This window comes from Algibacter ulvanivorans (genome assembly GCF_048381495.1).
GTDB classification, from domain to species: domain Bacteria; phylum Bacteroidota; class Bacteroidia; order Flavobacteriales; family Flavobacteriaceae; genus Algibacter_B; species Algibacter_B ulvanivorans.
On sequence record NZ_JBLWGD010000001.1, the window covers coordinates 892,886 to 918,423 of the forward strand.

19 protein-coding genes are annotated in these 25,538 nt (G+C 33.2%); 2 read left to right on the forward strand and 17 right to left on the reverse strand.

Annotated elements, in window-relative coordinates:
* Positions 1-179: 179 nt before the first annotated feature.
* From ACNG5D_RS04170 to ACNG5D_RS04215, 10 genes are all read right to left on the reverse strand, one after another.
* The gene (locus tag ACNG5D_RS04170) at positions 180-752 is read right to left on the reverse strand and encodes a YdeI/OmpD-associated family protein (RefSeq protein WP_418182231.1); all 573 of its coding nucleotides are present in this window, start codon (positions 750-752) and stop codon (positions 180-182) included.
* A gap of 4 nt (positions 753-756) precedes the next feature.
* On the reverse strand, positions 757-2,409 hold the full coding sequence (locus tag ACNG5D_RS04175; RefSeq protein ID WP_418182232.1) for a M1 family metallopeptidase: 1,653 nt from the start codon (positions 2,407-2,409) through the stop codon (positions 757-759).
* 109 nt (positions 2,410-2,518) lie between these two features.
* Positions 2,519-4,327, reverse strand: a complete 1,809-nt coding sequence (locus ACNG5D_RS04180; protein WP_418182233.1) for an acyl-CoA dehydrogenase family protein — start codon at positions 4,325-4,327, stop codon at positions 2,519-2,521.
* Between the two features lie 24 nt (positions 4,328-4,351).
* Positions 4,352-5,545, reverse strand: a complete 1,194-nt coding sequence (locus ACNG5D_RS04185; RefSeq protein ID WP_418182234.1) for an acetyl-CoA C-acyltransferase — start codon at positions 5,543-5,545, stop codon at positions 4,352-4,354.
* Positions 5,546-5,646: 101 nt separating this feature from the next.
* A complete protein-coding gene (locus ACNG5D_RS04190) occupies positions 5,647-8,055 on the reverse strand; it encodes a 3-hydroxyacyl-CoA dehydrogenase/enoyl-CoA hydratase family protein (protein WP_418182235.1) in 2,409 nt (802 codons plus the stop codon).
* 3 nt (positions 8,056-8,058) lie between these two features.
* Complete coding sequence (locus ACNG5D_RS04195; RefSeq protein WP_418182236.1) at positions 8,059-8,505, reverse strand: MarR family winged helix-turn-helix transcriptional regulator; 447 nt, start codon at positions 8,503-8,505, stop codon at positions 8,059-8,061.
* Positions 8,506-8,613: 108 nt separating this feature from the next.
* The gene (locus tag ACNG5D_RS04200; protein WP_418182237.1) at positions 8,614-10,392 is read right to left on the reverse strand and encodes an AMP-dependent synthetase/ligase; all 1,779 of its coding nucleotides are present in this window, start codon (positions 10,390-10,392) and stop codon (positions 8,614-8,616) included.
* Between the two features lie 177 nt (positions 10,393-10,569).
* The gene (locus ACNG5D_RS04205) at positions 10,570-11,568 is read right to left on the reverse strand and encodes a T9SS type A sorting domain-containing protein (RefSeq protein ID WP_418182238.1); all 999 of its coding nucleotides are present in this window, start codon (positions 11,566-11,568) and stop codon (positions 10,570-10,572) included.
* A gap of 136 nt (positions 11,569-11,704) precedes the next feature.
* Positions 11,705-15,361, reverse strand: a complete 3,657-nt coding sequence (gene purL, locus ACNG5D_RS04210; protein WP_418182239.1) for a phosphoribosylformylglycinamidine synthase — start codon at positions 15,359-15,361, stop codon at positions 11,705-11,707.
* A gap of 153 nt (positions 15,362-15,514) precedes the next feature.
* The gene (locus tag ACNG5D_RS04215; protein WP_418182240.1) at positions 15,515-16,732 is read right to left on the reverse strand and encodes an RsmB/NOP family class I SAM-dependent RNA methyltransferase; all 1,218 of its coding nucleotides are present in this window, start codon (positions 16,730-16,732) and stop codon (positions 15,515-15,517) included.
* 174 nt (positions 16,733-16,906) lie between these two features.
* On the opposite strand from ACNG5D_RS04215, the gene ACNG5D_RS04220 reads away from it, so the two are divergent.
* Positions 16,907-17,995, forward strand: coding sequence for a WD40/YVTN/BNR-like repeat-containing protein (locus tag ACNG5D_RS04220; protein ID WP_418182241.1), 1,089 nt, complete (start codon positions 16,907-16,909; stop codon positions 17,993-17,995).
* A gap of 17 nt (positions 17,996-18,012) precedes the next feature.
* Here the strand turns inward: ACNG5D_RS04220 and ACNG5D_RS04225 are convergent, their stop codons facing one another.
* From ACNG5D_RS04225 to ACNG5D_RS04255, 7 genes are all read right to left on the reverse strand, one after another.
* Complete coding sequence (locus ACNG5D_RS04225) at positions 18,013-18,453, reverse strand: sensor of ECF-type sigma factor (RefSeq protein ID WP_418182242.1); 441 nt, start codon at positions 18,451-18,453, stop codon at positions 18,013-18,015.
* A 12-nt stretch (positions 18,454-18,465) separates the two neighbouring features.
* Complete coding sequence (locus ACNG5D_RS04230) at positions 18,466-18,972, reverse strand: hypothetical protein (RefSeq protein ID WP_418182243.1); 507 nt, start codon at positions 18,970-18,972, stop codon at positions 18,466-18,468.
* A gap of 43 nt (positions 18,973-19,015) precedes the next feature.
* On the reverse strand, positions 19,016-19,558 hold the full coding sequence (locus ACNG5D_RS04235) for an RNA polymerase sigma factor (protein WP_418182244.1): 543 nt from the start codon (positions 19,556-19,558) through the stop codon (positions 19,016-19,018).
* Between the two features lie 302 nt (positions 19,559-19,860).
* Positions 19,861-21,696 carry an ABC transporter ATP-binding protein gene (locus tag ACNG5D_RS04240; protein WP_418182245.1) on the reverse strand — a complete coding sequence of 612 codons (1,836 nt, stop codon included), beginning with the start codon at positions 21,694-21,696 and terminating at the stop codon, positions 19,861-19,863.
* Complete coding sequence (locus ACNG5D_RS04245; RefSeq protein ID WP_418182246.1) at positions 21,696-23,426, reverse strand: phospho-sugar mutase; 1,731 nt, start codon at positions 23,424-23,426, stop codon at positions 21,696-21,698. Before ACNG5D_RS04245 ends, ACNG5D_RS04240 begins: the two co-directional genes overlap by 1 nt.
* Positions 23,427-23,506: 80 nt before the next feature.
* Entirely contained in the window at positions 23,507-24,454 is a 948-nt protein-coding gene (locus ACNG5D_RS04250) for a glycosyltransferase family 2 protein (RefSeq protein ID WP_418182247.1), read from the reverse strand.
* 38 nt (positions 24,455-24,492) lie between these two features.
* Positions 24,493-25,026: a DUF4199 domain-containing protein gene (locus ACNG5D_RS04255; RefSeq protein WP_418182248.1), complete on the reverse strand. Its 534-nt coding sequence runs from the start codon at positions 25,024-25,026 to the stop codon at positions 24,493-24,495.
* 157 nt (positions 25,027-25,183) lie between these two features.
* Between ACNG5D_RS04255 and ACNG5D_RS04260 the strand changes: the two genes are divergently transcribed.
* Positions 25,184-25,435 (forward strand): type B 50S ribosomal protein L31, encoded by a 252-nt coding sequence (locus tag ACNG5D_RS04260; protein WP_418182249.1) that lies wholly within the window; start codon positions 25,184-25,186, stop codon positions 25,433-25,435.
* Positions 25,436-25,538: the final 103 nt, after the last annotated feature.

Sequence of the window (25,538 nt, forward strand, 5' to 3'; positions counted from 1 at the left end):
TAAATAGTTGTTAATATTTATTAGTGAATTACTAAAGAATTGTTTTTTTTATGATGATTTAGATGGAATATGAATTTCTTGTTATAAAGTTTAAGAAAACTTTTGCGTTTTTTTGAAGATAAATAATTTGAAATTTTAAAAGAAATAATGATTAAGGGAACATTGAGTTTTTACAATACCTACCAAGTATCTCTATTTTTAATATTGTTTGCACATAGCTCTATTATTTTTTCTATGCGTTTTGCTTTTGTGTGTTCTCGTTTTGCTTGATTTAACCAATATAAGTATCCTTTTCTGTAGGAAGGTGCAAAGTTTTTAAAGTTTTTATAAGCTACAGGGTTGTTATTAAAAGCGGTTTTTAAGTCTGCCGGAATAATGCCTTTTTCAACTTGATCTAATGCAGACCAGCTGCCATTTTGTTTTCCTATTTTAATAATATTTAGCCCAGCTTCATGCATTAATCCTTTTTCGGTTAATGTTTTTATATATTTTTTATTTAGAGCGCTCCACACACTTTTTGGGTTTCTTTTGCAAAAGTATTGACGCCGTTTACCGTTACCTAAACTTTTTACTGTAGAATCTATCCAACCATAACATAGTGCTACTTTTACAGCTTCTTCCCATCGCATGGAGGCTTCTTTATTTTCAACTTTATAAAAAATTAAATAAACTCCATTGTTATTATCATGGTTATTGTGTAACCAAGTTCGCCATTCTTTAGGTGTTTTAAAATAGAGTTCTGGGGTTTCCAAACGGTTATATTTTATTTGATTCTACATAAAAATCTTTATCTATTTCGAAACTTTCAATTTTAGAATCTAAATTTATGTTATTCCATTCGGCTTTAGGGAATAACCATTTTTCTTGGTTGTTAATTTTAATTTGAATGGGCATATCAAAACCGTTAACAATGTTTGTCCATCTATATTTTAAGGTTTTGTTTTTTATAGAGTACTCTAATGTTGGAATTTTTATGGTTCTTAAATATTGATTAAAAAACTCAGTTAAATCAATACCGGTTTCTTTAGAAATAAAGTTTTCAATTTGTTGCGTGGTTACAGTTTTATGGTAAAATTCAACGTTCATTTTGCGCAGTATTTTTCGCCATTTTTCATCATCTTCAATAAGTTGTCTTAGTGTATGTAACATATTGGCGCCTTTGTAATACATGTCTCCAGAGCCTTCTTCGTTAACATTATAATGCCCAATTATTGGTTTGTCGTTTTTTATGTTAGAACGAGTTCCTATAACATATTCGGCTGATGCTTCTTTACCAAAATGATAATCTAAATATAAGTTTTCGGAATAGGCTGTAAAGCTTTCATGAATCCACATATCGGCAATGTCTTTATTTGTTATGTTATTGGCGAACCATTCGTGTCCGGCTTCATGTATAATAATAAAATCGAATTTTAAACCCCAGCCAGAACCAGATAAGTCGTTACCTAAATATCCGTTTTGGTAGCCGTTACCATAGGTTACGGAGCTTTGATGTTCCATACCTAAATAGGGGGCTTCTACAAGTTTAAAACTATCTCTATAAAATGGATATTGACCAAACCAATGCTCGAAAGCTTTTAGCATCATAGGTACTTGTTTAAATTGTTCTTTAGCTTTTTCTAGGTTATAGCTTAATACATAATAATCTAAATCTAAATTTCCTGCCATACCATCATAAACTTCAGAGAAGTTAACATAATCGCCAATATTTATGTTTACACCATAATTGTTTATTGGGTTTTTTACTACCCAATGAAAAGTTTTTGTATCTCCAATACGTTCAACAAGTCTAAGTCTACCATTGGATACGTTTGTTAGCTTACTAGGTACATTTACGCTAATTTTCATACTATCAACTTCATCATACATATGGTCTTTACACGGCCACCAGACACTAGCGCCTAAACCTTGACAAGATGAAGCTATAAAATGATTTCCGTTTTTGTCTTTTTTCCAAGAAATTCCACCATCCCAAGGCGCACGTACAGCTTCTTTTGGGTGCCCTTCATAATATACTTCTAAATTATTTATTTCATTAACATTTTGGTTGTCTAATAGTGAAATGAAATGCGCATTACCATCATGTTTTATATTTAGTGTTTTGCCATTTTGTACGGCTTTTAACAATTGCATTGGTGGTTGTAAATCAATTTGAAGTACAGAATCTTGCTTTAATACTTTGTACTGAATAGTGTTTTTTCCAGAGATAAACTTTTTTTCTGGATCGACTTTTATATCTAAATGGTAATAGGTTAAATCCCACCATTCGCGTTCTGGTGTAATACTGCCTCGTAAAGTATCCTGCCTTGTAAAAGTATTTTTTTGAGTTAACAGGCTTTGTGCGCTTAAAGCGTTGAATGATAATGATAAAGTGAAAAATACTAGTGCTCGTAGCGTTTGTTTAAACATGCTGTAAAATTTTGTTTTAAAAATAGTCAAAAAAAAACGCCTCGAAAATTAATTCGAAGCGTTTTTTAAAAAATTGAATTAGTCACTCTTCAATATTGTCCTGTTTTAATTAAAAACAGTACTTGTTTTCTGCTTTAACTTTTTCAGCTATTTCTATACGTAAATCTACAATATCTGGATAGTTAGTGTATTTTGTAAAACGCTTTAGCCCCATAAGTAACATGCGTTGCTCATCGCCTTCGGCAAATGAAATTATACTTTCTTTTCCTTTTTCTTCTACAATATCTACTGCATGATATAAATATAATTTTGCCATAGCAATTTGTGCAGATTGCTCTTTTTCGCTAGTACGTTTTACGTTTTTCTCTGTTCTTAATATAGCAGACTCTGCCATATATATTTCAATTAAAATATCTGCGGCTGCAATTAACAGTTGTTGATGGTCTTCTAATTTAGGACCGTATTTTTGAACAGCACCACCGGCTACCATTAAGAAGGTTTTCTTTAGTTTCTTAATCATTTCTTTTTCTTCAGAAAATAATTCAGAATAGTCTGGTGTTTCAAACGAAGGAATACCCATTAACTCTTCCTGTACTTTTTGTGCAGGCCCTAATAAATCAACATGACCTTTCATAGCTTTTTTTACAAGCATACCAACGGCTAACATTCTGTTAATTTCGTTTGTTCCTTCATATATTCTAGCTATACGTGCATCTCTCCAAGCTGCTTCCATTGGTGTTTCTTCAGAGAATCCCATGCCACCAAAAATCTGAATACCTTCATCGGCAGCATTTTGTACATCTTCTGAAACGGCCACTTTAAGAATAGAACATTCTATGGCGTATTCTTCTACACCTTTAAGTTCTGCTTCTTGATGAGAGTTTCCAGCAGCTTCGCGTAAAGCAATTCTATCTTCAATATTTTTAGCGGCTCTATATGTTGCAGATTCGCCAGCATAAGCACTAGTTGCCATTTCTGCTAATTTTGTTTTAATAGCACCAAAATCTGCAATTGGTGTTTTAAATTGTTTACGTTCGTTGGCATAATTTACTGCTGTGCTTAAAATTCTTCTTTGAGAATCTAAACAAGCTGCAGCTAATTTAATACGCCCAACGTTTAATGCATTCATGGCTATTTTAAAACCTTCGCCACGACCAGCTAGCATATTTTCTGCTGGTACTACGGTATCGTTAAAAAATACTTGACGTGTTGATGATGCACGAATACCTAATTTGTGTTCTTCTTCGCCTAAAACAATACCGTTTGGATTTGCTGCATCGTACTCTACTATAAAACCTGTTATATTTTTATCGTCTTCAATACGAGCAAAAACAATCATTAAACTACAGAATCCTGCATTTGAGATCCACATTTTTTGACCGTTAATTTTATAGGTTTTGCCATCTGCAGATAGTTCGGCTGTTGTTTTTCCAGAATTAGCATCAGATCCTGCTCCTGGTTCGGTTAAACAATAAGCACCAAACCACTCGCCAGAAGCTAATTTAGGTACATATTTTTGTTTTTGTTCTTCTGTTCCGTAAAGTGTAATTGGCATGGTACCAATTCCTGTATGCGCGCCAAATGCCGTGCTAAAAGATCCTGTTCCAGAAGAAATATAATCGCAAGTTAATACGGTTGATACAAACCCCATTCCCATTCCGCCATAAGCTTCAGGAACAGCAACGCTTAAAAAGCCCATATCTCCTGCTTTACGCATAACGTCTTCTGTTAAAGCGTAATCTTTAGCTTCAAAACGTGTTTTGTGAGGTATAATTTCTCTATCATTAAATTCCATTACAGAATCTTTCATCATGTTTTGTTCTTCAGAAAAATCTTCTGGAGTAAACACATCTTCACAATTTGTTTCTTTTACTAAGAATTGACCTCCGCGAAGGATATCTTTTTCTGTTGCTTCCATTTTTATTGTATTGTATTAAGTTTTTTAGTTTAAAAATTCGAATATTCCACAAGCACCTTGACCCGTACCAACACACATGGTTACAGCACCATATTTGCCTTTCATGTCTTGCTTACGCATTTCATCAAAAAGTTGTACAGATAGTTTTGCTCCTGTGCATCCTAATGGATGTCCAAGTGCTATGGCACCCCCGTTTACGTTAATGATATCTGGGTTTAAGTTTAATTCTCGAATTACTGCTATAGATTGTGAGGCAAAGGCTTCATTTAATTCAATAAGCGATAAATCGTCTTGTTTTAAACCTGCTTGTTTTAATGCTTTTGGAATGGCTTTTACTGGGCCTATTCCCATAATGCGAGGTTCTACACCAGCTGCTGCATAGTTAACCATTCTGGCAACGGGCTCTAAACCTAGTTCTTTTACCATGTCTTCACTCATTACCATTACAAATGCTGCTCCGTCACTCATTTGTGAAGAATTTCCGGCAGTTACGCTTCCGCCTGCTGCAAAAACAGCTCTTAGTTTAGCTAAGGCTTCTTTGTTAGTTCCTTTACGTGGCCCTTCATCTTTAGTTACAGTATAAGACTTAGTTGCTTTTTTTCCGTTGGAATCGATATAGGTTTGTTCTACTTCAATTGGAACAATTTGATCTTGAAAACGATTTTCGGCTTGTGCTTTTAATGCTTTCATGTGCGAGTTGTAAGCAAATTCATCTTGATCTTCTCTAGATACTTTAAATTGTTTTGCTACAGCTTCGGCAGTATTACCCATGCCCCAATAATAATCTTCATGCCCAGCTTTTACAATGGCATCATAATTTAATTCGGGTTTAAAACCAGTCATTGGAACACTACTCATACTTTCTGCACCTCCAGCTATAATACAATCTGCCATACCAGCTTGAATTTTTGCTGTAGCCATTCCTATGGTTTCTACACCAGATGAGCAAAATCGATTTACAGTAACTCCAGGAACATCAATAACATTTAACCCCATTAGAGAGATTAAACGGGCCATGTTTAATCCTTGAGAACCTTCTGGCATAGCATTGCCAACTATAACATCGTCAATACGTTTTGGGTCTAGATTTGGCAATTCCTTCATCATATATTTGATGGTTTCGGCAGCCAATTCATCGGTTCTTTTAAAACGGAACACGCCTTTTGGTGCTTTACCAACTGCGGTTCTGTATGCTTTTACTATATATGCTGTTTTCATATTTTATGCTTTTGGCTAGTAGCTTTTGGCTATTAGCGTCTAAAAATTATACATTATAACTACCCCTAGCTAAAAGCTAAAGGTTAATTGCTTAGTAATTTTTAATTACGTAACGGTTTTCCTTTGGTTAACATGTGTTGAATTCTTTCTAACGTTTTACGTTCTGTACAAAGCGAAAGGAAAGCTTCTCGTTCTAAATCCAATAAATATTGTTCGCTTACTAAAGTAGGCTCAGATAAATCGCCACCAGCCATAACATAAGCTAGTTTGTTTGCAATTTTCATGTCGTGTTCGCTTATATAATTAGAGTCTTTCATAGAGTCGGTTCCTACTAAAAACATACCTAAAGCTTGTTTACCAAGTACTTTTACATCGGTACGTTTTACGGGTTGTGTGTAGCCAATGTCTGCCATTAATTTGGCGTGTTGTTTTGCAACTGCTATTTGGCGATCTTTATTAACTACAACGATATCTTTACCTTTTTGTAGGACTCCTAAATCAAAGGCTTCGTAAGCAGATGTTGATACTTTTGCCATTCCTATTGTTAAGAAATATTCTTGCAATGTATTTAGTTGTACATCTCCTTTTCTAAAAGTGTCTGATGCTCTTAAAGCCATTTCTTTAGATCCTGCACCACCAGGAATTACGCCAACACCAAACTCTACTAATCCCATATATGTTTCGGCTGCGGCTACAACTTTATCGGCATGCATTGATAGTTCGCAAGCGCCACCTAAAGACATACCGTGTGGTGCCGATATTGTTGGAATAGAGGAATAGCGCATACGCATCATGGTGTCTTGGAAGTATTTAATGGCTCCGTTAAGCTCGTCATATTCTTGTTCTGCAGCCATCATGAAAATCATTCCGATATTTGCACCAACAGAGAAGTTTGCACCTTGGTTACCTACTACTAATCCGGCAAAATCTTTTTCGGCTATATCGATGGCTTTATTTAATCCTGCAAGTACATCGCCGCCAATAGTATTCATCTTAGATTGGAATTCTACATTAAGTATGCCATCGCCTAAATCTTCAACAACAACACCAGAGTTTTTAAATACTTCGTTAGATTTTCTAATGTTGTCTAATATGATAAAGCTGTCTTGACCTGGTATTTTTTCTTGAGATTTTTTAGGAATATCGTAAGCGTATGATGCTCCATTTTTTACTGTATAAAATGATGAGCTTCCAGATGCCAACATATCGTTTACCCAAGCATTTGGTTGTAAGCCTTCTGCTTTCATGATTTCTATTCCGGCTTCAACACCAATGGCATCCCATATTTGAAAAGGACCGTGTTCCCAACCAAAGCCAGCTTTCATGGCATCATCAATTTTATATAAATCGTCTGTTATTTCAGGAATTCTATTTGATACGTAAGCAAATAATGCAGCAAAACTTTTTCTGTAAAACTCTCCTGCTTTATCTTTTCCTTTTACTAGTACTTTAAAGCGATCTACTACTTTATCAATAGATTTTGTTAATTCTAAAGTGGCAAACTTTGCACGTTTTGATGGACGATATTCTAATGTATTTAAGTCTAACGATAAAATTTCTTTTTTACCATCAGCCGAAACGTGTTTTTTGTAAAAACCTTGACCTGTTTTGCTACCTAACCATTTATTCTCCATCATTGTATTAATGAAGTTAGGTAATTTAAAAAGCTCTAAACGTTCGTCATTAGGGCAGTTTTCTCTTATTCCATTTGCTACATGAACTAGTGTGTCTAGTCCTACAACATCTACAGTTCTAAAAGTTGCAGATTTTGGGCGTCCAATTACGGGGCCAGATAGTTTGTCTACTTCTTCTATTGTTAAATCTAAATCTTTAACAGTATGGAATAAGCTTTGAATACTAAAAATACCAATTCTGTTTCCTATAAAGGCAGGTGTATCTTTTGCTATTACAGAGGTTTTGCCTAAGAATTGTTCTCCATATCCGTTTAAAAACTCTAAAACCGATTGGTCTGTTTTTGGACCAGGAATAATTTCAAATAATTTTAAATAACGAGCAGGGTTAAAAAAGTGAGTACCACAGAAATGTTTTTGAAAATCATCTGAACGGCCTTCGCTCATAAATTTAATAGGAATACCCGAAGTGTTACTTGTAATTAAGGTGCCAGGGGTTCTATATTTTTCTAGTTTTTCGAAAACTTGCTGTTTAATATCTAAACGCTCTACAACAACTTCCATAATCCAATCGACATCTTTTACTTTTGCAATATCGTCTTCAAGGTTTCCGGTTGTAATTCGTTTTGCAAAGCTTTGATGATAAATAGGAGAGGGCTTAGATTTTAAAGATGCTGTTAAGGCTTCATTTACTAGTCTATTTCTAACTGCTTTGTCTTGTAAAGTTAAGCCTTTGGCTTTTTCTTTGTCATTTAATTCTCTAGGCACAATGTCTAACAATAAAACATCAACACCTATGTTGGCGAAATGGCAAGCAATACCGCTTCCCATAATTCCTGAGCCAATAATGGCTATTTTTTTAATTCTACGTTTGCTCATTTTTTAACTATCCGTTTGATTGTATATTTTTTTATTACAAACCATATCATTAATAACTTCGGCTACTTCGTAAAAGTGTTTTAATTTTTCTTTCGAAATATTACTTTTAATAGCTTCATTAAATAACAATACTTTTTCTTTTGAGTATTCTCTTTTTTCTAAACCAAAATTGGTAAGACTTATTATTACACCACGACCGTCATTAGGGTTTGGCCTTCTGGTTATTAGCCCTTTTTTTTCCATGGTTTTTAATATTCTGGATAAACTAGTAGCTTCCATACCCATTTTTGGACCTAATGCAGTTGATGGGGTGCCTTTTTCTCGGTCTATACTTAGTAGAGTAAAACCAGTTGCCATAGTGCTTCCAAATTTTAAAGCTTCTTCGTTATACATTTTTTGAACCGCTAACCAAGTGGTTCTTAATATGTAATCTATGGTTTTGTCTTTCATATATTTTTGTTGATGAGTTCAAATATATGAAAAATTTATTATGCATGCATAATAAATTTTAAAAAAAATAGCTTATTTGTATTGTTTATATTTTTTTAGGAATGAGTTTTAAGATGGCCTATAAATTTTTTCAATTAATTCTGAATACATGTTTTTAATTATGGCTCTTTTCATTTTCATGGTTGGTGTAAGGTGACCAGAATCTATAGACCAAATGTCTGGGGTTAATTCAAAACGTTTAATTTGTTCCCATTTTCCAAACTTTTTATTACAGGCATCAACTTCTTTTTGAATTCTAGCTTGAATGATTTCTGAATTGCAAATGTCTTCGTATGAGTTTTCTATAGATAGTTTTTTTCGTTCTATCCATTCTTGAATAAATTCGAAATTAGGCTGAATTAATGCGGCTGGCATTTTTTCGCCTTCGCCAATAACCATTATTTGTTCTATGAAGCGAGATTGCTTAAGTTCGTTTTCTAGAAGCGTTGGGATTATATATTTTCCTCCAGAGGTTTTAAACATTTCTTTTTTACGGCCAGTAATTTTTAAGAAACCATCGGCATCAATTTCTCCTTTATCGCCTGTATGAAAATAATTGCCAGTCATTACACTTTCTGTTTTTTCTGGGTCTTTATAATAGCCTAGCATTACGTTTGGTCCTTTTATTAATATTTCTCCATCATCTGCAATTTTAACTTCTACATTGTTAATTGGAATACCAACACATCCTACTTTAAACATGTTATCTGCATATTTACCTACAGATACAACAGGAGATGTTTCTGTTAACCCGTAACCTTCCATAACTTGCATACCAGCTGCCGAAAAAATTCGTGTTAGGCGAGGTTGTAGTGCTGCGCTACCAGATACCATAGTATGCAGCTCGCCACCTAGTGCTTCTCTCCATTTACTAAAAATAAGTTTGTTGGCTATACTAAGTTTTAACTCATACCATGCCCCATTTTTTTTATAAGGTTCCCATATTTCTCCTAAACTTACTGCCCAATAGAATAAGGCTTTTTTTATGCCTGTTAATTCTTCGGCTTTAGCCATAATTTTATCATAGACTTTTTCTAGTAACCTAGGCACAACACTCATCATGTTAGGTTTAATTTCTTTAGCATTATCTCCAATTTTATCTATGGCTTCTGCATAATATATAGAGTTGCCAGCATATTGATAAACGTATATTAATACACGCTCAAAAACATGGCATATAGGTAAAAAGCTTAAAACTTTTGTTGTTGTACCTTCTTTAAAAGGCACTCTTGGAGAGCTGTCTAGCGCATTACTAGTTATATTCCAATGAGATAGCATTACGCCTTTTGGTTTTCCTGTGGTTCCTGAAGTGTATATAATGGTTGCTAAATCTGATGGTTTAACATCGTTTTTTCTAGCTTCAACTTCGTCTTGGTTTAGTGTGTCTTTGCCAAGTTCTAATAATTCAGAATAGTGCTTGCAGCCATCAATTTTGTTAAATGAGTAGACTTCTTTAATAGAAGTATTCTTTTTTACTTTATTTACTTTCTCTAAAACTTCTTCGTCTGAAACAAAGCAATAAATAGACTCGCTATGATTTAAAACATACTCATAATCTTCGGCACTTATTGTTGGGTATATTGGAATGTTTTGTGCACCAGTTTGTAGTATGCCAATATCCATAATATTCCATTCGGTTCTATTTGTGGTAGAAATTAAAGCAATTTTATCGTTTTTATTTACACCAAGTTTTAATAATGCTCTACTTATTGCATTTGCTTTATCAATATATTCTTGCGTAGATGTTTTTATCCACTCGCCATTATACTTTGTTACTAAAGCTGCATTGTTAGGGTTGTTTTTTAACTGGTGGTAAGGAAAATCGAATAGTCTAGTTACTTCTGTCATTTTTACTTTTTCATTAGTAGGATGCAAAGTATGAAATATAATCAGAATTTCAAATAATATAAAAAAAGGAGCTAAACTTTATGGATAGCTCCTTTTTATTATTAGATTTTTGTAAAATATTTAATTTCAATAGGTTTAACGTTTGTAATAAACATTTATCCTATGCTTTTAAATCTATTATTTTTTTATCAATTTTTTTACAGCTGTTCTATTATTTGTGTAATCTTCAATTTTTACTACGTAAATACCAGAACTTAAGGATTTTGTTGAAAATGCATTGTTTTTAGTTTCTAAAACAGCTTTTCCTAGTGAATTATAAATGGTGATTGTTGACACATTAGAGTTAACGTAAACCATATTAGAGGTTGGGTTAGGGTACATTTTAAAATCTTTTTCTAGACTTAAATTGGTGTTGCTTAATGTGCTTGTTATTGGAAATGTATAGGTTTCTGTATTGCTTCTTGTCCAGTTAGAAATATCTAAAATAGCTGCTTGTAGTGCGCTTTTTTCTAAAGTCATGTCGCCAGAGTAATAGCCGTTATCGTAGTGGATTGCTCCGTATTCAACCTCGTAGCCTGTTGCAGGGTCTTCTGAAGCAGAAGAGGTGAATTGGCATGTGGTTAGTGTGGCATCCCAAGCACCGTCGTCGTAATGTATGGAAGCAAGCATGTTAGCAGATGTAACTTGGTTGCTACCATTAATTGTGCCTTGAAACGCATGTACAGCTTCTCCGCCACTTGAAAGACTCATAGCATAATTTTGACCTTGTGGGTTAACTACAACAGCTACTGTGCCTATATTGCTTGTGGCACCACTTACACCATCAATTCTTACTCGAATTACTAATTGACTTCCAGCAGTAACAGTACTGGTTGCGGTCCATTTTACCATGCCATCGCTAACGGCTCCGTTATTTCCTGTATCAGAAGGGCAACCATTATTTGCGTTTTGTTGAAAGTAAGGTGCCGAGTTTCCTGTGTAGCCCATATCGGTAAAGTAGATTTCTGTACCTACTGTTACAGGTTCTAAAAATAAAATATTAAACTCATCGGCTGTTGGTGATCCAGCAGGATCGGCGTTAAGCCCCACAAACATAATATCTCCAGGGTTTAATGTGGTTTGTGCAAATGTAAATGCTGTATAACAGCATAAAAGTGTAAGTAGAATTTTTTTCATAATTAAAAAGGGTTAAATTTTTTCAAATGTAAGAAAAAAATGCGAAAAAATCCGCATTTAATCTGTGTTAAATGCGGATTTGTCGATGTTTTTAAGGTTGTGTAAATATTTTAATTTTTATAAAGTAAAATATTTATTATTTGTTTTCAATCCAAAGTCTAGCATTTATAAAGGCTTCAAGCCAAGGCGATACTTCGTCTTTTCGTCCTTCTGGGTAATTTGCCCAATTCCATTGGAAAGTAGAACGCTCTATATGTGGCATGGTTACTAAATGGCGTCCTGTTTTATCACACATCATGGCTGTGTTAAAATCTGATCCATTTGGATTGTGCGGATAGTTTTCATAGCCATATTTTGCAACAATATGATATTTGTCTTCTGTATATGGTAAATTAAATTTTCCTTCGCCATGCGAAATCCAAACACCTAATGTCGATCCTGCAAGTGTAGAAAGCATAACAGAATTGTTTTCTTGTATTTTTACTGAAGTAAATGCGCTTTCGTGTTTTTGCGAGTTGTTGTGAAGCATTTTACCATGAACTTCGTGGTCTGGATTAATCTCTTCTAACTCCATGAATAATTGACAACCATTACAAATACCTACAGATAAAGTATCTTCTCTTTTAAAGAAATTTTTAATGGCTTTATTGGCTTTATCATTATATTTAATAGCGCCTGCCCAACCTTTTGCAGAGCCTAAAACATCTGAATTAGAAAAACCGCCAACAGCACCTAGAAACTGAATGTCTTCAAGGGTTTCTCTGCCTGTTATTAAATCTGTCATATGAACGTCTTTTACATCGAAACCAGCTAAATACATGGCATTTGCCATTTCGCGTTCAGAGTTACTTCCTTTTTCTCGAAGTATAGCAGCTTTTGGTCTTGTTCCTGTATTTTTAGCGAGTTTTCCTGTAAAATGTTTAGGGAAAATGTATTGTAAAGGTTGGTTTTTATAATTATTAAAACGAGTTTTTGCTAAGCCATTGGCTGTTTGTTTTTCGTCTAATAAATATGATGTTTTATACCAAATATCACGTAAACGCGAAACTGTCATGGTAAAAACTTCTGCATGGTTTATAAGGCTTAATGTGTCGCTTATAGTTACTTTACCTATGTTGAAAAATTCTATATTAGCTTCAGATAAAACGTGTTCTATAGAGTTGTTTTTAGCTTGAATTACAATTCCTGAGTTTTCGGCAAATAATAATTTTAATGAATCTTTTTCGTTTAAAGCTGTAACATCTAGTTCTGCTCCTAAATTATTATCGGCAAAACACATTTCTAAAAGGGTTGTAATTAATCCGCCAGAAGCCACATCGTGTCCAGCAATAATTTGTTCGTTTTTTATTAAATTTTGAATGGTGTTAAATACGGTTTTAACATAGGCAGCGTCTTTTACATTAGGGGTTTCTTTACCAATTTTATTTAGTACTTGAGCAAAAGAGCTTCCTCCTAATTTAAAATTATCTTGCGATATGTTTAAGTAATATATATCACCACCGTTTTTATTAAACACAGGCTCTACAACTTTTGAAATATCGTTGCAGTTGGCTGCCGCCGAAATAATTACTGTGCCTGGAGAAATAACATCTTCATTAGGATATTTTTGTTTCATAGAAAGAGAATCCTTTCCTGTAGGTACATTAATTCCTAAATCTATTGAAAATTCCGAAATGGCTTGAACGGCTTCGTATAAACGCGCATCTTCACCTTCGTTTTTACATGGCCACATCCAGTTAGCAGATAGAGAAACCGATTTTAATCCATCTTTTAAAGGTGCCCAGATAATATTGGTTAACGATTCTGTAATAGAGTTTCTGCTTCCAGCAATTGGGTTTATTAATCCTGAGATAGGAGAGTGGCCAATAGAAGTTGCTATGCCTTCTTTGCCTTTAAAATCTAGCGCCATAACACCAACGTTGTTTAGTGGTATATGCAAAGGGCCAACACATTGTTGTTTTGCTACTTTACCACCAACGCATCGGTCTACTTTATTTGTTAGCCAATCTTTACAAGCTACTGCTTCTAGTTGAAGTACTTGGTCTAAATACTTATAGAAATCGTCAGAGTTGTAAGTAACATTGCTATAGTTTCTTTTTACAGTTTTATCGGTCATTACAGTTTTTGGCGAGCTACCAAACATATCTGCCATGGCTAAATCCATAGGTTTATTGCCTTTGGTTTTAGATTGGAAAGTAAATCGGTTGTCGCCAGTAACATTGCCTACTGTGTACATTGGCGAGCGTTCGCGTTCTGCAATTTTATTAAGTGTTTTAATGTGCTTTTCTGCAATTACTAAGCCCATGCGTTCTTGCGATTCGTTACCAATAATCTCTTTGTCAGAAAGTGTTGGGTCGCCTACAGGAAGCGCATCTAAATCTATTTTTCCGCCAGTATCTTCAACCAATTCTGATAAACAGTTTAGGTGTCCACCTGCACCATGATCATGAATGGAAACAATGAAGTTCTCATCACTTTCAACCATGCCACGAACAGCATTAGCAGCTCGTTTTTGCATTTCGGGGTTAGAGCGTTGTACGGCATTTAGTTCTATGCCAGAAGCAAAGGCACCAGTATCGGCCGATGAAACTGCTGCACCTCCCATACCAATACGGTAGTTTTCGCCTCCTAGAATTACAATTTTATCGCCAGTTTTCGGTGTGTCTTTTATGGCTTGGTTTTGTTTGCCATAACCAATACCACCGGCTTGCATAATTACTTTATCGAAACCAAGTTTTCTGGCATCTTCTTCGTGCTCGAAAGTTAAAACAGAACCACAAATTAAGGGTTGCCCAAATTTGTTACCAAAGTCTGAAGCGCCGTTTGATGCTTTAATTAAAATATCCATTGGTGTTTGGTATAGCCAATCGCGTTCTGCAACACCATTTTCCCAAGGGCGGTTTTCTTCTAATCTAGAATAAGACGTCATGTATACGGCTGTACCTGCTAATGGTAAAGAGCCTTTTCCTCCAGCAAGTCGGTCTCTAATTTCGCCACCAGAACCTGTTGCAGCACCGTTAAATGGCTCTACAGTTGTTGGGAAATTGTGTGTTTCTGCTTTAAGCGAGATTACAGAATCAAAATCTTCAGTCGTGTAATAGTCTGGAATATCGGCACGTTTTGGAGCAAACTGTTCTACTTTAGGGCCTTTTATAAATGCCACATTGTCTTTATATGCCGATACAATATCGTTAGGGTTTTGTTTCGATGTTTCTTTAATTAATTTGAAAAGTGATGTTGGTTTTTCTTCTCCATCAATTACAAAAGTTCCATTAAAAATTTTATGGCGACAATGTTCTGAATTAACTTGAGAGAATCCAAACACTTCAGAGTCGGTTAATGGTCTGCCTATTTTTTTTGAAACACCTTCTAAATAATCAACTTCTTCATCACTTAAAGAAAGGCCTTCTTGCTTGTTGTAAGCGGCAATATCTTTAATGTTTAAAATAGGTTCTGGCTGAATATTTATAGTGAATGATTCTTGATTTAGCCCATTAAATTTTTCAGAAATCATGGGGTCGAAACTGCTATAATCTTCACTTACAGTTTTAAACTCTTCAATCCGGATAATGTTAGAAATTCCCATGTTTTGGGTTATTTCTACCGCATTGGTACTCCAAGGCGTAATCATGGCGGCACGAGGTCCAATAAAAAAAGCATCTAGCGATGCTTGTTCAATTTTAGGCTGGTTGCCAAAAAGCCATGTTAATTTAGAAATAGTTTCAGTTGATAATTCTTTTGTTGTTTGAACAGCAAATACTTTGCTGGTTACGTTTCCAAAGAAATGAATCATTGTATCTAGATTTGTTAGTTTAATGAAAGTGCAAATTTACTTTTTTTAAGTGTAAATTCATCTAAATATGTTATCGAAAATTTTGAGTTATTCAAGAGTTTTAAACATAAAAAAAAGCGACTTCTTGAAGTCGCTTTTGGTTTTTATATTGGTTTATTGTTTTTTCTTTTCTAATAAAGCCATGTAAAACCCATCGAAACCAGAAACGTGTGCTAATACTTTTTTGTCTTTTATTAAAGTGAAGTTTGCACCGGCTTCAGACTTTAAAAAGGTTTCTACTTGGTTTTGATTTTCTGATGGTAATACAGAGCATGTTGCGTATACTAATTTGCCGCCATTTTTCACCATTTTAGAGTATTGCTGTAATACTTCTTGTTGGGTAATTCTAATACGGTTTAAAAATTCGGGTTCTAGTTTCCATTTAGCATCTGGGTTTCTGCGTAAAACGCCTAAGCCAGAACACGGCGCATCAATTAATACACGGTCTGCTTTGTTGTGTAGCTTTTTTATGGGCTTTGTTGAGTCTATAACTTTTAAATCGACATTATGTACGCCATTACGACGCGCTCTTACTTTTAGTTTTTTTAGTTTGCTTTCGTAAATGTCCATGGCAACAATTTGCCCTTTGTTTTGCATTAATGAGGCAATATGTAAGGTTTTACCACCTGCGCCTGCACAAGTATCTACAACTTTCATGCCTGGAGCTACATCTAGAAAATCGGCTACTAATTGCGATGATGCATCTTGAACTTCAAATAATCCGTTTTTAAAAGCATCAGTAACAAATACGTTGGCGCGTTCTGTAAGTTTTAATGCAGAGTTGTAACCTTTAATAAACTCGGTTTCAATACCAACATCGGCTAAAATGTTTTGTAGGTTTTCTTTAGTTGTTTTAAGTGTGTTTGTTCTTAAAATAACATCGGCTTGTTGGTTTTGCATGGCTATCTCTTTGGTCCATTTGCTTTCTCCTAGTTCGGCTAAACCAACTTCATCAATCCAGTCGGGAATAGATTCTCTTAGCTTTCTAATTTGCGAAAGTTCATCAAACCTACCTTTAATTCTTCTTAAAGGGGTGTTTTCAAAATATTTCCAATCTGGTAGTTTTATGCCTTTTAGTGTAGCCCAAACAGCAAACATACGCCACAAGTTATCACGGTTATAAGGTGCTTTAACTTCTGCTATTTCTGCATAAAGGCGTTTCCAACGTACTATATCGTATGTGGTTTCTGCAACAAAACCACGATCGCGAGATCCCCAGCGTTTATCTCGTTTTAGTAATTGTTGTATTACTTTATCGGCATATTTGTCTTCGTTAAATATTAAGGTTAAGCCGTCTATAACTGCAAAGCAGAGGTTTCTGTGTAATCGCATGATGTTTTTATTGAAGGTGCAAAGGTACGTTTTATATGTTTAATTGTTAATTTGTTTATGCGTTTATAAATGTATTTTTTGTTAATGATTTTTGTACGGAATACCTTAGCTTTTTAATAAAAGTTAGATTGTTTATTTGTAAAGCTTTTCTATTTTTATGAAAAATTAAAATATATGAAACTCTTTAAGTTATTATTTTTATCTGTTGTGTTGTTGTGTTCTTGTGGAAAAAAAGAAGTTTTAAAAAAAAGACAAATTGATGAAGTTGAAATAAAAACAATACTACAAGATTCTTTATTGAATGTAAGAGCTTTAGAAATTGTGAGGTCTGAATTTGATATTCCAGTATATTTAACTTCAAATGGTAAATTTGGAATGTTGTTACCAAAAGCAGCCTTTAAACATATAGATTCTTTAAAAGATAAAACGGTTTATAATCATATAGTAAATTTATCGACAGATCCTCTTAAATTGAATTTTAGAGCTATGGCTATTAGAAAGGATAAAGGTTTTGGAATTACCATTGGTAATCCTGCTTTGATATATAGTTTAGATGCCGATTTTGAAAAAAATAAGATTGTTTATCAAGAGCATCATCCTAAGGTGTTTTATGATGCTATGGAATTCTGGAATGACGAGGAGGGCATTGCTATTGGAGATACAACCGACAAGTGTTTAAGTGTATTAATTACCCGCGATGGCGGAAATACTTGGGCTAAATTATCTTGCGATGAATTGCCTGTTGGTATAGAAAACGAAGGTGCGTTTGCGGCTAGCGATACTAATATTGCAATAGTTGGAGAAAGTACATGGGTAGCTACAAATACGGGGCGCGTATACTTTTCGCCAGATAAAGGAAATACTTGGCAGGTTTTTGATACACCAATTGTAAAAGATAAAGAAACCGAAGGCATCTATTCGATTGATTTTTACGATGCTTTAAATGGCTTTGCTATAGGTGGCGATTATACTAAGCCCGAATTAAACTCGGCTAATAAAATACGAACTCAAGATGGTGGCAAAACTTGGCAACTAGTAGCGCAAAATAAAAATCCTGGATACCGAAGTTGTGTGCAATATATTCCGGGTAAAAAGGGTGAAGAGCTTGTTGCTGTTGGTTTTAAAGGTATTGATTTTTCTAATGATTCGGGTGAAACATGGAAGCATTTATCTGACGAGGGATATTATACGATACGTTTTTTAAACGATTCTGTTGCTTATGCTGCTGGTGCAGGAAAGGTTTCTAGGCTTACTTTTAAATAATAAAAAAAAGAGAAAAATTAATTTTTCTCTTTTTTTCGCTTTTTATATTCGTCAAACATTTTTCGTTTAAAATCCTCTTCCGCAACTTTAAATAAGATTATTTTTTTGGGAGATAAGATTTTTAATAAATTTTTAGAAAAACGTATTCTTAATTCATGCATATTTGTTTCGGCATTATTTAGTTTTTGTAATAATTCTTTTGCCTTTTCATTGTTTAAGTTGTCTAGGTTGCTTTTTATTTCTTTTCTAATGTTTTTTATTTCATTATGCCTAATGGAATAATAGGCTTTTTCGTATGCATTATAAACTGGCCAAAACTCTTGGGCTTCTTTGGCTGTTAAGTCTAATTTTTCTGTTAGAAATGATACTTTTAAAGATTTTATTTGTTCTCTGTTTTTATGTTGTGCTGTTAGGTTAAATGATATTAACAGCAGTATTATAGGGAGTAATGTTTTCATTTTTAAGTTTTTTTATTCTATTAATAATGCTTCAATGTCGGCATTGTCAATTAGGTATTCTTTTATATTGTCTTCATTTAAATTATAATCTACAATATTATCTTCTTCAATTATTTCGTTGTTAAATAAGGAAGCTAATTCGTATGAGCTTAAGTTTTCGTTTTCTATGTAGCTTTCAACAGTTTCAATGTCTAAACCATCAAAAGAGTGTTTGTTGTTAAAAATAGATAAATTAAATAATAATAATATAGCTGCAGCAATGCTAGATAAATAAATAATATTTTTTTTGTTGATTAACGGAATTACTTTAGCGTTGTTTTTATTTATAGTATTGTTTAAAATGTTTTGGTTAAGCGATTCAAAATAATTGTCTGGTACTTTAAATCCAGAATCTTTAATTTCATCTAATGGGGTTTTAGTGTTTAGTTTATCAAATATTTTATTATCAAACGATTCAAAATAATTTTTAGGGCTTTTAAAACCTGATGAATTAATATGATGTAATTTTTTGTTTTTCATTTTTTTTACTGTTACTTATTTGACTTAAATGAAACCGAAAGGTTTAATTTTGAGTTAAATAGGCTTCAATTTTTTTTACTGCAATATGGTATGATGCTTTTAAAGCGCCTTCGCTAGTTTCTAGTATTTCTGATATGTCTTTGTATTTTAAATCTTCAAAATATTTCATGTTAAATACTAATTGTTGTTTTTCTGGTAATGTTGCTATGGCTTGTTGCAACTTTAATTGAATTTCATCGCCTTCAAAATAAACATCAGAAGTTAAATTGTTTATGGTTAGTTTTTGTACTTCTTCATTACTTATTTGTAGACGTTTTGCTTTTTTGTTTATATAGGTTATAGATTCGTTTGTTGCTATTCTATACATCCATGAAAATAATTTACTATCGCCTTTAAAGTTATCTATATTTTTAAAAATTTTTATAAATGTATTTTGTAGTACATCATCTGTATCGTCGTGAGATTTTACAATGTTGCGTATATGCCAATATAAGCGTTCTTTATAAAGGTTTAGTAACACTTTAAAAGCTTGGTTTTTATGGGTTTTAGATTTTAGCTGTTCTAAGAGCTGTTCTTCATTAATCACTAACAATTGTTTTCTCTTTAGACTATTAAATATACTAAAAGTTTAATGGTTTTTTTGTTGTTTTTATCTGTTTTTTAAGAGGTTGATTTTTAGAGAGTTATTTGTTTTGTTATCGATGAAATGTAATTTAATTACGATTAAGTGTATTTTTTCTTGTAGGATAAAGTTTTATGTTTTATGTTTGTAACAGAAACCTACTTATGTTGTTAGTCGTCCCCATGTCTAACAAAAACTAAAAAAAAAGGATAGAAGTCCCCAAATTCTATCCTTTTTTGTATTTCAATGTATATGTTATTTAGTATTTATTCAAAGCTTTGCATATCTACTAGTTTTTTATAAACGCCTTTTTTTGCAATAAGGTGGTCGTGTTGTCCTTGTTCAACAATTTCTCCTTTATTTAGAACAACAATATTGTTTGCATTTTGAATTGTTGAAAGCCTATGTGCTATAACTATTGATGTTCTGTTTTTCATCATGTTATTTAAAGCTTCTTGAACCACACGTTCGCTTTCGGTGTCTAAGGCAGATGTTGCTTCGTCTAAAATTAAAATTGGTGGGCTTTTTAGCACGGCTCTGGCAATGCTTAGTCGTTGTTTTTGGCCTCCTGAGAGTTTATTGCCTGCGTCTCCAATATTTGTATTTATACCTTCAGGTAAATCTTTTACAAATTCCCAAGCATTTGCAATTTTTAAGGCTTCTATAATTTCTTGATTTGTTGCTTCTGGTTTACCTAATTTTAAATTATTTGCTATGCTTTCATTAAATAAAATAGCATCTTGGGTAACAATACCGAGTTGTTGCCTTAGCGAGGTTGTGGTTAAATCATTAATATTAGTGCCATCAATTAATATATTTCCTTTGCTAACGTGGTAAAAGCGTGTTATTAAATTGGCAATTGTAGATTTTCCGCTACCAGATTGACCAACTAATGCTACTGTTTGCCCTTTAGGAATGGTTAACGAGAAATCTTTTAAAACATACTCGTCTTCGTATTTGAATGATATGTTGTTGAAGTCTATTTTGTTATTAAAATTTGTTAATTGTATAGCGTTTGGTTTATCTTTTATAGGGTTTGGCGAGTCTATAATTTCTTGAATACGTTCTGCAGCAGCTCCTCCTTTTTTAATATTATATATGCCTCGCGTTATAGCTTTTGCAGGCGTAAGAATATTATAGGCTAGGCCCAAATAAACTAAAAATGTGCTACCTTCTAAGTCTGTATTTGAATGGCCTGTTAATATTAAATTACCGCCGTACCATAGAATGCCGGAAATCATGAAAATACCTAGGATTTCGCTTGTTGGTGATGCTAAATTTTGACGGTTTAATAGTTTATTTGAAAAATTATAAAACCTATCGGTTGATGCTTGAAACCTTTTATAAAATATTTCTTCTGCATTAAACCCTTTAATTATGCGTAAGCCTGTTAATGTTTCTTCTAAAGTAGATAGAAAAACACCTTGTTCTTTTTGTACCCGTCCAGATTTTCGTTTTAAACTTTTTCCTATTCTTGAAATTATAAATCCCATTATTGGAATAAAAATAAATACAAATAATGTTAATTGCGTGCTTATGTACAGCATTGCAACTATAGTAAAAAGTATGGTTAGGGGTTCTCTTACCATGAGTTCTAGAACAGGTAAAAAAGAGTATTGAAGGTCGTTAACATCGCCTGTAACACGAGCTATAATATCTCCTTTTTTTTGTTCTGAAAAGAAGGATAATGGGAGTTCTACCGTTTTTTTGTATACTTGATCGCGTATGTCTTTAATAACTCCATTTCGTAAAAAAACTAAAAAATAATTGGCTAGATAGCCAGCTATGTTTTTAAGAATAAACATAGATATAATTAAACCTATTACAAATACCAATGCTTTTGCTTTATCTCCGCCAGTAAAAATATCCATTTGATAGATGAGGTAGTTTTCAGCAAAATCGTCAATATTATTAAGTCCGGTATATTCAGGTATAGAATTTGGTACTTTTTTTTCTTTGTCGAAAATAACATCAAGCATAGGCTTTAATGCAATAAAAGAAAGTGTACCAAATAAAGCATAAAACACGTTAGAAATAACGTGTCCTATAGCATAATTCTTATAAGGTTTAGCGTACCTTAATATATTTGTAAAGTGGCTCATTAAATGAGATTCATGTCTTTTAAAATGGTTTCGGCTTTAGAGTCTAAAGTAGTTTCTGTGGTTTTAAAGTTTTCAATAGAATCTAATTTAGAATTTACACTCACATAAAATTTTATTTTAGGCTCTGTTCCACTTGGTCTTAAAGCTACTTGGCTTCCGTCTTCAGTATAGTAAATAATAACGTTAGATTTTGGTATGTCTAGCGCGGTGTTTTTACCTGTAAGCATATCTTTTGAGGTTGCAGAATCGTAATCTTCAATTTTTACAACTTTAGATCCATTAACTATTTTAAGAGGGTTTTCTCGAGCATCTGTCATCATTTGTTTAATTTCTTCAGCACCTTCAATACCTTTTTTAGTTAATGCAATTAATTTTTCTTTATAGCATCCATGTTCTACATAAAGTTTAACAAGTTCGTTGTAAAACGAGCTGCCGTTAGATTTGGCTATTGCTGCAATTTCGCAAGCTAATAACGTAGAGGTAACAGCATCTTTATCTCTTACAAAATCGCCTACCATAAAACCAAAACTTTCTTCGCCGCCACCAATAAAGTTAAGCTCTGGATAGTCTTTTATTAGTTTTGCAATCCATTTAAAACCGGTTAAAACAATTTTGTTTTCAACTTGGTAGGCCTCGGCAAGTTTTGTAAGCATAGGTGTAGATACTATAGTGGTTGCTATAAATTCTTTTCCTTTTATTTTATCTTCAGATTTCCATTTTTTTAATAAGAAATCTACCATCATTACCATGGTTTGGTTACCGTTTAGTAATTGTAGGTTTCCTTCAGAATTTCTTACTGCAACACCTAATCTATCACAATCCGGATCGGTGCCAATAACAATATCTGCGTTTTCTTTTTCGGCAAGCTCTAAAGCCATTTTTAGAGCTGCAGGTTCTTCGGGGTTAGGCGATTTAACTGTTGGAAAACCGCCATCTGGTACTTCTTGTTCTTTTACAATTGAAACGTTTTTGTATCCGGCACGTTTTAAAGTTTCAGGTACAGCAGTTATTGATGTTCCGTGTAGCGATGTGAAAACAATTTTTAAGTTGTTTTTAGCTTGTTGGGTTGCTCCAACACTTCCGTTTTTAACAGATGCATTAATAAAGGTATCATCAACTTCTTTTCCAATGTAGTGTATTAGATTGTTGTTGGCTTCAAATTTTATGTTAGAGTACTCGATGTTGTTAATTAGGCTAATTACCTCACCGTCATGAGGTGGTACTAACTGCCCGCCATCTTGCCAATATACTTTATAACCATTATATTCTGGTGGGTTATGCGATGCCGTTAAAACTATACCGCAATGGCAATTTAAATGTTTAACAGCAAACGATAACTCTGGAGTAGCTCGTAAATCTTCAAATAAATACACTTCAATACCATTAGCCGAAAATACATCGGCAACAACTTTTGCTAGTGTTTTACTATTATGTCTACAATCAAAAGCAATTACAGCTTTAGGTGTTTCATTTGGAAATTGTTTATGCAAATAGTTGCTTAGGCCTTGTGTGCTTTTTCCTAGTGTGTATTTGTTTATACGATTTGTGCCAACGCCCATGATACCTCTCATTCCGCCAGTTCCAAACTCTAAATCTTTATAAAAACTTTCTTGAATGTCTTTAGGGTTATTAGCAATACTGTTTTTAATAGTGGTTTGCGTATCTTCATCAAAAGTAGGTGTTAGCCATGAGTTAATTCGGTCTAAAATCTTCGGATCAATGTGTATCATATTGTCAGTTTTATAGAAACAAAAATAAGAAATTCATTACTTGTTAAAGCTTGTATTTAGGTTAATTTTAAAGAAGTTAACTATAAATTAGATTCTTCTTTAATTTGGTATCTTTTTTTATCTGTTTTATTACGTAAAATGAGTTCTCCTAAGAATCCTGCAACAAAAAATTGTGTTCCAATAATCATTGTAGAAAGAGCTATGTAAAATTGTGGTCTTTGGGTTATTAGTCTTCCTGTAGGGTTTAAAAATAATTTATCTATGCCTAAGTAAGCAGCAAAGGTGAAGCCTATGGCAAACATAATAAACCCTAAAGCGCCAAATAAATGCATAGGACTTTTGGCAAAACGCGATAGAAACCAAATGGTAATTAAATCTAAAAAGCCGTGTATAAATCTATTCATGCCAAATTTTGTTTCTCCGTATTTTCGCGCTTGGTGTTGCACAACTTTTTCTCCAATTTTGCTAAAGCCGGCATTTTTAGATAAAACAGGAATGTAACGATGCATTTCTCCATTAACATCAATGTTTTTAACAACATCTTTTTTGTAAGCTTTAAGGCCACAGTTAAAATCATTTAGTTTAACACCAGATGTTTTTCTGGCAGCCCAATTAAATAGTTTCGATGGAATGTTTTTGCTAATAACAGAGTCGTAACGTTTTTTTTTCCAACCAGATACCAAATCGTAACCGTTTTTGGTAATCATATTGTAAAGTTCAGGGATTTCATCTGGGCTATCTTGCAAGTCGGCATCCATGGTAATTACTACTTGACCTTGAGCTTTATCGAACCCAGCGTGTAAGGCTTGCGATTTTCCAAAATTTCTTAAAAAGCGTATGCCTTTTACAGATTTATTTTTACTTGAAAGATGCGAGATTATTTGCCATGAATTATCAGTACTACCATCATCAATAAATATAATTTCATAAGAAAAATGATTGGATTGCATAACGCTTGCAATCCAATCATATAATTCGGTTAAAGATTCGTCTTCGTTTAGTAGTGGTATAACTACAGATATATGCATTTAGAATAATTTCAAAATAATATTCAAAAATACAGAAATTATGCTTGTTCTGGGTTATTTTTTTTCATTACTGCAGCTACAATTAGCCCAACAACACTAAACCCTATTAATTGAAAAACTAAAGATTGTAAGGCATTACCAATAGCAAACATGTTACCTTGAGCTTCCATTTTTTCCATAGTTTCATCAATAACTTCTACAGGAACATTGTAAGCTTCTAAGCGTTCTAACTGCGAATTAATTACTTTTTCTTGTAGTTCTGCGGCAGCTTCAGGATCAATAACATTAAAAATAATAATGCTAACAACGGCACTAATTATTAAGCCTATTAAAATGGTAATAAAGTAAGAGGTAAACGCATTTTTAAAACTTAAAAAGCCACCATTAGCTTGCTTTGACTTAACAACCGAAATGATGCCAAAAACAATAATCATAGCTAATAAGCATAAGCCAAACCATATTTTTGTATATAAATCTAGGTTAACAGCGTAAGCCATTACGGTTATTAAAGCTAAAGTTATACCTAAATAAAGACCGTAATTTGTAGCAATAGATTTTAAAGATTTTTCCATAATATTTTAATTAATTTGTTAGTTGTACAGTTAGTAACCAAAGATAGTAAAACGTTACATTTGAAAACAAAATAAAAAATAATAAAAAGTATTGTAGGTTTGTAAAAAATACTTAAATTTGCACTCCAAAATTGAAAGTAATAAAAAGCATATAGCGATGAGAAAAGGTATACATCCAGAAAATTATAGAATAGTAGCATTTAAAGATATGTCTAATGACGATGTGTTTTTAACAAAATCTACTGCAGTTACTAACGAAACTCTTGAAGTTGATGGTGTAGAATACCCATTAGTGAAAATGGAGATTTCAAGAACATCTCATCCATACTATACTGGTAAATCTAAATTAGTAGATACTGCTGGTCGTATAGATAAGTTTAAAAACAAATATGCTAAATTTAAAAAATAAATTTAGCCAAAAAAAGATATTAAAAAAAGCCTTTCTATGTAGAAAGGCTTTTTTATTTTTACAAGAATCAAAATGTTAATTTAAGTTTCTGACTATAAAACAG

What these genes read in the sequence shown, in the direction of transcription:
- ACNG5D_RS04175 (WP_418182232.1), bottom strand. Translation starts at nt 2,409, where the DNA reads ATGTTTAAACAAACGCTACGAGCACTAGTATTTTTCACTTTATCATTA.
- ACNG5D_RS04180 (WP_418182233.1), bottom strand. Translation starts at nt 4,327, where the DNA reads ATGGAAGCAACAGAAAAAGATATCCTTCGCGGAGGTCAATTCTTAGTA.
- ACNG5D_RS04185 (WP_418182234.1), bottom strand. Translation starts at nt 5,545, where the DNA reads ATGAAAACAGCATATATAGTAAAAGCATACAGAACCGCAGTTGGTAAA.
- ACNG5D_RS04190 (WP_418182235.1), bottom strand. Translation starts at nt 8,055, where the DNA reads ATGAGCAAACGTAGAATTAAAAAAATAGCCATTATTGGCTCAGGAATT.
- ACNG5D_RS04195 (WP_418182236.1), bottom strand. Translation starts at nt 8,505, where the DNA reads ATGAAAGACAAAACCATAGATTACATATTAAGAACCACTTGGTTAGCG.
- ACNG5D_RS04200 (WP_418182237.1), bottom strand. Translation starts at nt 10,392, where the DNA reads ATGACAGAAGTAACTAGACTATTCGATTTTCCTTACCACCAGTTAAAA.
- ACNG5D_RS04205 (WP_418182238.1), bottom strand. Translation starts at nt 11,568, where the DNA reads ATGAAAAAAATTCTACTTACACTTTTATGCTGTTATACAGCATTTACA.
- purL (WP_418182239.1), bottom strand. Translation starts at nt 15,361, where the DNA reads ATGATTCATTTCTTTGGAAACGTAACCAGCAAAGTATTTGCTGTTCAA.
- ACNG5D_RS04215 (WP_418182240.1), bottom strand. Translation starts at nt 16,732, where the DNA reads ATGCGATTACACAGAAACCTCTGCTTTGCAGTTATAGACGGCTTAACC.
- ACNG5D_RS04220 (WP_418182241.1), top strand. Translation starts at nt 16,907, where the DNA reads ATGAAACTCTTTAAGTTATTATTTTTATCTGTTGTGTTGTTGTGTTCT.
- ACNG5D_RS04225 (WP_418182242.1), bottom strand. Translation starts at nt 18,453, where the DNA reads ATGAAAACATTACTCCCTATAATACTGCTGTTAATATCATTTAACCTA.
- ACNG5D_RS04230 (WP_418182243.1), bottom strand. Translation starts at nt 18,972, where the DNA reads ATGAAAAACAAAAAATTACATCATATTAATTCATCAGGTTTTAAAAGC.
- ACNG5D_RS04240 (WP_418182245.1), bottom strand. Translation starts at nt 21,696, where the DNA reads ATGAGCCACTTTACAAATATATTAAGGTACGCTAAACCTTATAAGAAT.
- ACNG5D_RS04245 (WP_418182246.1), bottom strand. Translation starts at nt 23,426, where the DNA reads ATGATACACATTGATCCGAAGATTTTAGACCGAATTAACTCATGGCTA.
- ACNG5D_RS04250 (WP_418182247.1), bottom strand. Translation starts at nt 24,454, where the DNA reads ATGCATATATCTGTAGTTATACCACTACTAAACGAAGACGAATCTTTA.
- ACNG5D_RS04255 (WP_418182248.1), bottom strand. Translation starts at nt 25,026, where the DNA reads ATGGAAAAATCTTTAAAATCTATTGCTACAAATTACGGTCTTTATTTA.
- ACNG5D_RS04260 (WP_418182249.1), top strand. Translation starts at nt 25,184, where the DNA reads ATGAGAAAAGGTATACATCCAGAAAATTATAGAATAGTAGCATTTAAA.